The organism is Pseudorhodobacter sp. (assembly GCF_030452865.1).
Taxonomy (GTDB): domain Bacteria; phylum Pseudomonadota; class Alphaproteobacteria; order Rhodobacterales; family Rhodobacteraceae; genus Pseudorhodobacter.
This window is the reverse complement of the sequence record NZ_JAKDLJ010000187.1, coordinates 1-6738: the sequence shown is the minus strand read 5'-3', so window position 1 is coordinate 6738 and position 6738 is coordinate 1. Positions and strand designations below refer to the sequence as shown.

7 protein-coding genes and 1 pseudogene are annotated in these 6738 nt (G+C 60.1%); all 8 read right to left on the bottom strand.

Features of this window, described 5'->3' with window-relative positions; translation table 11 throughout:
• Positions 1-45: 45 nt before the first annotated feature.
• Entirely contained in the window at positions 46-2379 is a 2334-nt protein-coding gene (locus L0H65_RS11720; RefSeq protein ID WP_301459200.1) for an aldehyde dehydrogenase family protein, read from the bottom strand.
• A gap of 4 nt (positions 2380-2383) precedes the next feature.
• Positions 2384-3307 (bottom strand): deoxyribose-phosphate aldolase, encoded by a 924-nt coding sequence (gene deoC, locus L0H65_RS11715; protein WP_301459202.1) that lies wholly within the window; start codon positions 3305-3307, stop codon positions 2384-2386.
• Positions 3308-3457: 150 nt separating this feature from the next.
• A complete protein-coding gene (locus tag L0H65_RS11710) occupies positions 3458-3877 on the bottom strand; it encodes a Na+/H+ antiporter subunit G (RefSeq protein ID WP_301459198.1) in 420 nt (139 codons plus the stop codon).
• 9 nt (positions 3878-3886) lie between these two features.
• Complete coding sequence (locus L0H65_RS11705; RefSeq protein WP_301459197.1) at positions 3887-4156, bottom strand: K+/H+ antiporter subunit F; 270 nt, start codon at positions 4154-4156, stop codon at positions 3887-3889.
• 10 nt (positions 4157-4166) lie between these two features.
• A pseudogene (locus tag L0H65_RS11700) lies at positions 4167-4643 on the bottom strand (Na+/H+ antiporter subunit E); the annotation flags it as partial.
• Positions 4644-4647: 4 nt separating this feature from the next.
• A complete protein-coding gene (locus tag L0H65_RS11695; RefSeq protein ID WP_301459195.1) occupies positions 4648-6162 on the bottom strand; it encodes a monovalent cation/H+ antiporter subunit D in 1515 nt (504 codons plus the stop codon).
• Positions 6159-6521 carry a Na+/H+ antiporter subunit C gene (locus L0H65_RS11690; RefSeq protein WP_301459193.1) on the bottom strand — a complete coding sequence of 121 codons (363 nt, stop codon included), beginning with the start codon at positions 6519-6521 and terminating at the stop codon, positions 6159-6161. The genes L0H65_RS11695 and L0H65_RS11690 overlap by 4 nt, the downstream gene beginning before the upstream one ends.
• 1 nt (position 6522) lies before the next feature.
• On the bottom strand, positions 6523-6738 hold a 216-nt coding region (locus L0H65_RS11685; protein ID WP_301459191.1), incomplete at its 5' end, for a hypothetical protein.

Below are 6738 nucleotides of genomic sequence, written 5' to 3'. Positions count from 1 at the left end.
CCAAAACCAAGGGGGGGGCCCACCCCCCCCCCCGGCGCTTGCGCCTTATTCCCCGTAGGGCACCCAGATGGTTTTTACCTCTGTCGCGGCGCGCAGAAACTCGCGCCCTTCCGCCGTGGCCCAATTGGTTGCAATGCCATGGTTTACCCATGTCCGTTTCAGATTGCCTGCTGATGCCTTCTCTACGACCCCTGACAGATCGGAGGAGGAGAAACACCACAGCGCGTCCACATCGAGATGGCTCGCCAAAGGCTTTGATAATTCTGCATGCGACCCAGTGACGATATTTACCACACCACCCGGCAGATCGGACGTATCCAGCACCTGATAGAGATCGGTCGCGGCCAAAGGATAGGCTTGCGACGGGATCAGAACGCAGGTGTTGCCCATCGCAATCGCCGGAGCCATCAGGCTGACCAGTCCCAAAAGCGGTGCCTCGTCCGGACAAATCGCACCGATCACACCACAAGGTTCATTCATCGCCAGCGCAACACCCCGGATCGGCACCGACTTCACGGCACCGTCGAACTTGTCGGCCCAAGCGGCATAGGTGAACAGCCGCGCGATGCTGGCCTCCACTTCAGCAGCGCCCGGTTTACCGGTCATATCAAACAAGCGGCGGGCAAATTCTTCTGCCCGCGCCGACAGGTTTTCCGCGATGTAGAAAAGAATTTGCGCACGCAAATGGGCCGAGGCTTTGCCCCAGCCTTTCGCGGCATGCGCCGCTTCCACCGCGTTGCGGATATCCTTGCGGTTGCCGCTGCCGACATGGCCCAGCAGCGCGCCCTTGGGGGACCATATGGTCTGACTGTAACCACCATCGGGCCGCGCCTGCTTGCCGCCAATGTACAGTTTCGCGGTGCGGTCAAGCCCCGTAACTTCGGCCGCTTTCGGCTCTGCCACCGCCTGCACGGCTTTCAGCGGTTTCGTCGCGATTTTAGGGCGCAGATAAGCCAGCAACCCTTCCCAACCGCCTTCACGGCCAAAACCACTTTCACGCATGCCGCCAAACCCGGCAGCCGCGTCGAGCATATTGGCGCCGTTGATCCAGATAACCCCGGCCTTGACCTTCGGCGCCATATCCAGCGCGAGATTGATATTTTCGGTCCAGATGCTCGCTGCCAAGCCGTAGCGGGTGTTATTGGCCAATTCCACCGCTTCCGAGGGTGTGCGGAACGTCATCGACACCAGTACGGGGCCAAAGATTTCCTCTTGCATCAAAGGACTTGCAGAGCCAAGGCCAGTGATCAAAGTTGGCGGATAGAAACACCCAGCAGGCACGGCACAAGCGGCGCGGTATTTCTCACCATCCGAGGCGTCGACCATCGCCGTGATTCGCGCCAATTGCCGGTCATCGACAATCGCACCAAGGTCAACGCATTTGTCCAACGGATCGCCCAGGCGCAATCCGTCCATTCGAGCGCGCAGTTTGGCGTGAAAACGCTCCGCCACACCTTCTTGAACCAGCAAACGCGATCCCGCGCAGCAAACCTGCCCGCCATTGAACCAGATCGCATCAACCAGGCCTTCGACCGCTGAATCCAGATCGGCGTCAGCGAACACGAGATAGGGCGACTTTCCGCCCAGTTCCAACGTCAGCGCCTTGCCGCTCCCCGCCGTCGCCTCGCGAATTTTGCGACCAACAGGGGTGGAGCCGGTGAACGCGATCTTGTTGACATCCTTGTGGTCCACGAGTGCCGCCCCGGTGCGGCCATCGCCTGTCACCACATTCAGCACACCGGGGGGCAGCCCCGCCTCCCGGCTGATTTCGGCGAACAAAAGGGCGGTCAGCGGGGTATATTCTGCGGGTTTCAGCACCACGGTATTGCCCGCCGCCAATGCCGGCGCGACCTTCCATGCCAGCATCAGAAGCGGGAAATTCCATGGAATCACCGCGCCGCAAACACCAAGCGGCTCCATCCCCGGTTGTTCACTGTGCAAAAGCTGCGCCAGGCCAGCGTGATAGTAGAAATGCCGCGCGACCAGAGGCACATCAATATCACGGCTTTCGCGGATCGGCTTGCCGTTGTCGAGCGTTTCCAGAACGGCCAGCAAGCGTGAATGCTTCTGCACCAACCGCGCCAGCGCATAAAGGTACTGCGCGCGTTTATGCCCCGACAGCCGCGCCCATTTCGGCTGTGCCTTGCGGGCTGCGCTGACAGCCGCGTCAATATCAGCGACGCTGCCTTGCGTTACATGCGCCAAGACCTGACCGGAGGCGGGAAAGCGGGTGTCAAACACCTCCCCCGCTTCGGTGAACGCACCATCAATCCAATGGCCAAAGCGCCCGTCATGGCGATTGATCCAGGCAAACGCCTCATCGCTGGATTCCGGGGCGGGGCCATAGGACATATCGTTGAAAATCTCTTTGATGGTCATGGTTTCACCCGATTGCATGGCGATTGGCGGCGGAATAAGCACCGGTGATATGATGTTCCAACTGGCGCTCAATATCCCCCAGAAGGGAGGATGCGCCAAAGCGGAACAGATCGGGTTGCAGCCACGGCGCGCCCAATTCATCCTTCATCAGGGCAAGATAAACCAGCGCGTCCTTGGCCTTGGAAATCCCACCCGCAGGCTTGTAGCCAACCTTGATCCCCGTCCGCTCCTGATAATCGCGTATTGCGCGCACCATGGTCAGGGTGACGGGCAGGGTCGCGTTCACGGGCTCTTTTCCGGTGGAGGTTTTGATGAAATCGGCCCCGGCCATCATCGCAACCAGACTGGCGCGGGCGACATTGCGCAGGGTGCCAAGCTCCCCCGTCGCAAGGATCGCTTTCATATGCGCCTCACCACAGGCCGCGCGCATTTCGGCGACTTCATCGTACAGTGCCTGCCAGTTTTGGGTCAGCACATGGCGGCGGGAAATCACGATATCAATCTCGCGCGCGCCGGCCGCCACGCTTTCGCGAATCTCGGCTATGCGCAGGTGCAAAGGCGAGAGGCCAGCGGGAAACCCGGTAGAGACCGCGGCAACCGGGATGCCCGACCCTTCGAGCGCCCGCACCGCGACTTCCACCATGTCGTGATAAACGCAAACCGCGCCGGTGGTCAGCCCTTCCATCCCCAAGGCGGCCAGAATATCTGGCCGCACCGGTTGGCGTGCCTTGATGCACAGGCGCTGTACGCGGCCCGCCGTGTCATCCCCGGAAAGCGTGGTCAGGTCGATGCAGGCAATCGCCTTGCACAGCCATGCTGCCTGATAGTCCTTTTTGACGGTGCGCCGCCCCGGCAAAGTGGCGGCGCGGCGCTCAATGGCGGAGGTGTTTGCCTGCACTGAGGCAACCCAGTCCAAATCCAGCGGCATCGCGTGATTGCGGGCATGGGCAAGTTGCGGCAGATTGTCGGTTTTTGTCGCGGTGTGGCGGGCGGTATCGGTTTGCACAGCAAGGCTCCGCTTGATCGGGATGCGAAAGGGTGCCATGCGGTGCGGTCTGTGGCAAGGGTTCCGCCTGCGTCAATGGTCAGGTTTTGTCATCACGGTTCCGGGTGCGGGGCGGATCATCAGCGCCTCCATATCTGTCTCCTGTTCCTCAAAGGTTGCCCAGTCGCGCGTCGTTCCTGTGTCGGGAAGGTCGTCCTCCTCGCCGTAGCGATGCAGATGCGCCTTGGCGATGAAATTTGCGGTGATCGGTGCCGTCAGCAACAGAAACACCGTGATCAGCAATTCGTGAAAACTGAGCCTCCCCTGCAACAGCAGGAAATACAGCATCGACGCGATCAGTACGCCACCGACGCCGAGTGTGGTGGCTTTGGTCGGCGCGTGCAGCCGCGTCATCGTGCTCGGCAGTTTCAGCAAGCCGTAGCTGCCGATCAGCCCGAAAAGACCGGCACCCACCAGCATCACCGAAATCAGGATTTCTGCGAAAGTTTCCATGGTTGCCCCCTATTCGATGATGTCGCCGCGCAAGACGAACTTGCAATAGGCGACGGTGGAAACGAAACCGGTCATGGCAAACAGCAGTGCCGCTTCAAAGTAAACGCCGCTATGGGTGCTGATGCCGTACAGCACCAGAATCGCGATGACATTGATCACCATCGTATCCAGCGCCAAAACGCGGGTGATAACGCCGGGCGCGCGGAAAATGCGCCAGAGATTGAACAAAAGCGCGAAGCCGAAGCAGCCGAACGCAAAATTCAGGGCATATTGGATCATTCGAATATCCTTTCAAACGGGCCTCATAGCGGGTCTTGATCTCATCCCGAACCTCATCGGGGTTCGGTGCATGCAGGCAATGGATCAGCAGCGCCTTGCCATCACCTGACATATCGGCAGTCAGGGTGCCGGGGGTCATGGTGATCGTGCCCGCAAGCATGGTGATCGCCTCGGGTTTGATGAGATCGAGCGGAACTGTCACCCAAGCCGGGCGCAGCTGCGAATTGGGTTTGAACAACACGATCCCCGCTACGATGAAGTTCGATTTGACGATGTCATACATCACCAGCGCGACATAAACTGCCATTCCGATCGGGGCGCGGATCAACGGGCGGTCGGGCCAATAGGGCGCGGTGAAGATCGGGATGATGGTGCCAAGGATCGCCGCAAACAGCAGCGACCCGAGGGTGATCTGGTTCACCAGCATCATCCAGACCGCAACCAGCGTCAGCGTCAGCAATGGATGGGGGAAAACCCTGTGCAACATGCGTCTACTCCTTTGCCGGGGGGAACACGGCATGAATATAGGCCGTGCGGTCAAAAAGTTCCGCGCTGGTCGCGGTCAGCCAATCCATCACCGGGCCAGCCAGAATGGTCAGCAGCGCCAGCCCGGTCAGCAGCGCAAAGACGATGACAAAGGCGAGCGGTTCGGGCTTGGGTGCCGCGCGCAGCTTTTTGGCGGTTGTGGCATGGGATTTCCAGAACACCGCACTTCCCGAACGGGAAAAGCCGATCACCAGGGCCAATGAGGTGACAAGAATGGTTGACCAGATCAGCACAATATCGGCCCCGCGTGTGGCGTCCATGATCAAGAGCTTGCCGATGAAGCCGGAAAGCGGCGGCATGCCCGCCATCGCGATTGCCCCGGCGAAGAACAGCGCGGCCAGCAGCCCATGCTGCGCCATTGGTGGCCGCAACTCGTTCAGATTGTCGGTTCCACGCCGCTTCAGCACCAGATCGGCGATCAGGAACAGAACCGCGCCGGTCAGTGTCGAATGGATCAGGTAGTACAGACCCGCCGCCAATGCAGGCACAGTGAATTGCGAAATCGCGATGAACAGCGTCCCCATGGAACCGATGACCGCGAATGTCACCTGCCGCGCCAATCCGGTAGCCCCGACCACGCCCACCGACCCGATGACAAGCGTGATGAGTGCGGCTGGCAGCAAAAGATCGGCAAATAGCGTGCCGGTCGCGGCGGTGGTTGGCGGAAAGATCAGCGTAAAGACCCTGATCGTGGCATAGGCACCAACCTTGGTCATCACCGCAAACAGCGCCGCAACCGGGCCGGGGGCAAAGCTGTAGGTCGCAGGCAACCAGAATTGCAGCGGCACCAAAGCGCCCTTGATCGCGAAGACCAGCAGCAGCAGCACCGCGCCCGTGCGGACCAGTGCGGCATCGCCCGGTGGAAGCTCCGCCACCTTCACCGCAAGGTCGGCCATGTTCAGCGTGCCGGTAACGGAATAGATCGTCGCCAAGGCGAACAGAAACAGGGTGGAGCCGACAAGGTTGTAGGCGACATATTGCACGCCCGCTTTCAACCGCGCAGCACCACCGCCGTGGATCATCAGGCCGTAGCTTGCGATCAACAGCACCTCGAAAAACACGAAAAGGTTAAACGCGTCGCCAGTCAGAAAGGCACCACACAGGCCCATTAACTGAAACTGAAACAAAGCGTGAAAATGATTGCCGCGCGCGTCCCAGTTCGACCCGATGGCATAAAGCTGCACCGCCAGCGCCAGCAGCGCCGTCAGCGCCACCATCATCGCTGACAACCGGTCGAGCATAAGGACGATACCAAAGGGCGCCGGCCAGTCGCCCAGGAAATAGACCTGAGGCGGGTTATGCGCGGCCGTATAGAGCAGCACCATCGAAATCGCGAGCAGGGCGACGGTTCCACCCGTTGAAAAAATACGCTGCAAGCGCAGATCGTGCCGCATCACCAACACGATGAACGGAGCAAGCAAGGCGGGCAGAATGACCGGCGCGATGATCCAGTGATTCATTCCGCTGTCCCCGGTTTTTGCGTGGATTCCTTGGCATCCGCTTCCATGCCGATGTTATCATCGCCGGTTTCAAGAAACGCCCCCAGCGCCATCATCACAATCAGCGCGGTCATACCGAAACTGATGACGATAGCAGTCAGCACGAGCGCCTGTGTCAGCGGATCAGTGTAGCCTCGGGCCTGATCCGTCAGGATCGGCGGCAATCCGATTGCCAGACGACCGGAAGCAAAGATGAACACGTTGACGGCATAGGACAGCATCGCCAGCCCGACGATCACCGGAAAGGTACGTCTGCGCAGCACCAGATAAATCCCGCATGCGGTCATCACGCCCACGGCAGAGGCGACAAGAATCTCCATGTCAATGCGCCCCTTTCACGTCCGGTTCTTCGCCGGGTTGAATATCAAACGGCTCCACGTTCACCGTTTCCCCGGCACGAATTGCGATGCGGCTGATGGAGGCGAGGGCCAGCATCACCGCCCCTACCACGGTCAGGAACACCCCGGCGTCGAAGATCGACGCGGTTGCCAGTTCAAACTTCTCGACAATCGGCGGATGGACATAGCCGAAAGCCGA

Coding starts and splice junctions, on each gene's coding strand:
- L0H65_RS11720 (WP_301459200.1), bottom strand. CDS start 2,379: ATGACCATCAAAGAGATTTTCAACGATATGTCCTATGGCCCCGCCCCG.
- deoC (WP_301459202.1), bottom strand. CDS start 3,307: ATGCCGCTGGATTTGGACTGGGTTGCCTCAGTGCAGGCAAACACCTCC.
- L0H65_RS11710 (WP_301459198.1), bottom strand. CDS start 3,877: ATGGAAACTTTCGCAGAAATCCTGATTTCGGTGATGCTGGTGGGTGCC.
- L0H65_RS11705 (WP_301459197.1), bottom strand. CDS start 4,156: ATGATCCAATATGCCCTGAATTTTGCGTTCGGCTGCTTCGGCTTCGCG.
- L0H65_RS11695 (WP_301459195.1), bottom strand. CDS start 6,162: ATGAATCACTGGATCATCGCGCCGGTCATTCTGCCCGCCTTGCTTGCT.
- L0H65_RS11690 (WP_301459193.1), bottom strand. CDS start 6,521: ATGGAGATTCTTGTCGCCTCTGCCGTGGGCGTGATGACCGCATGCGGG.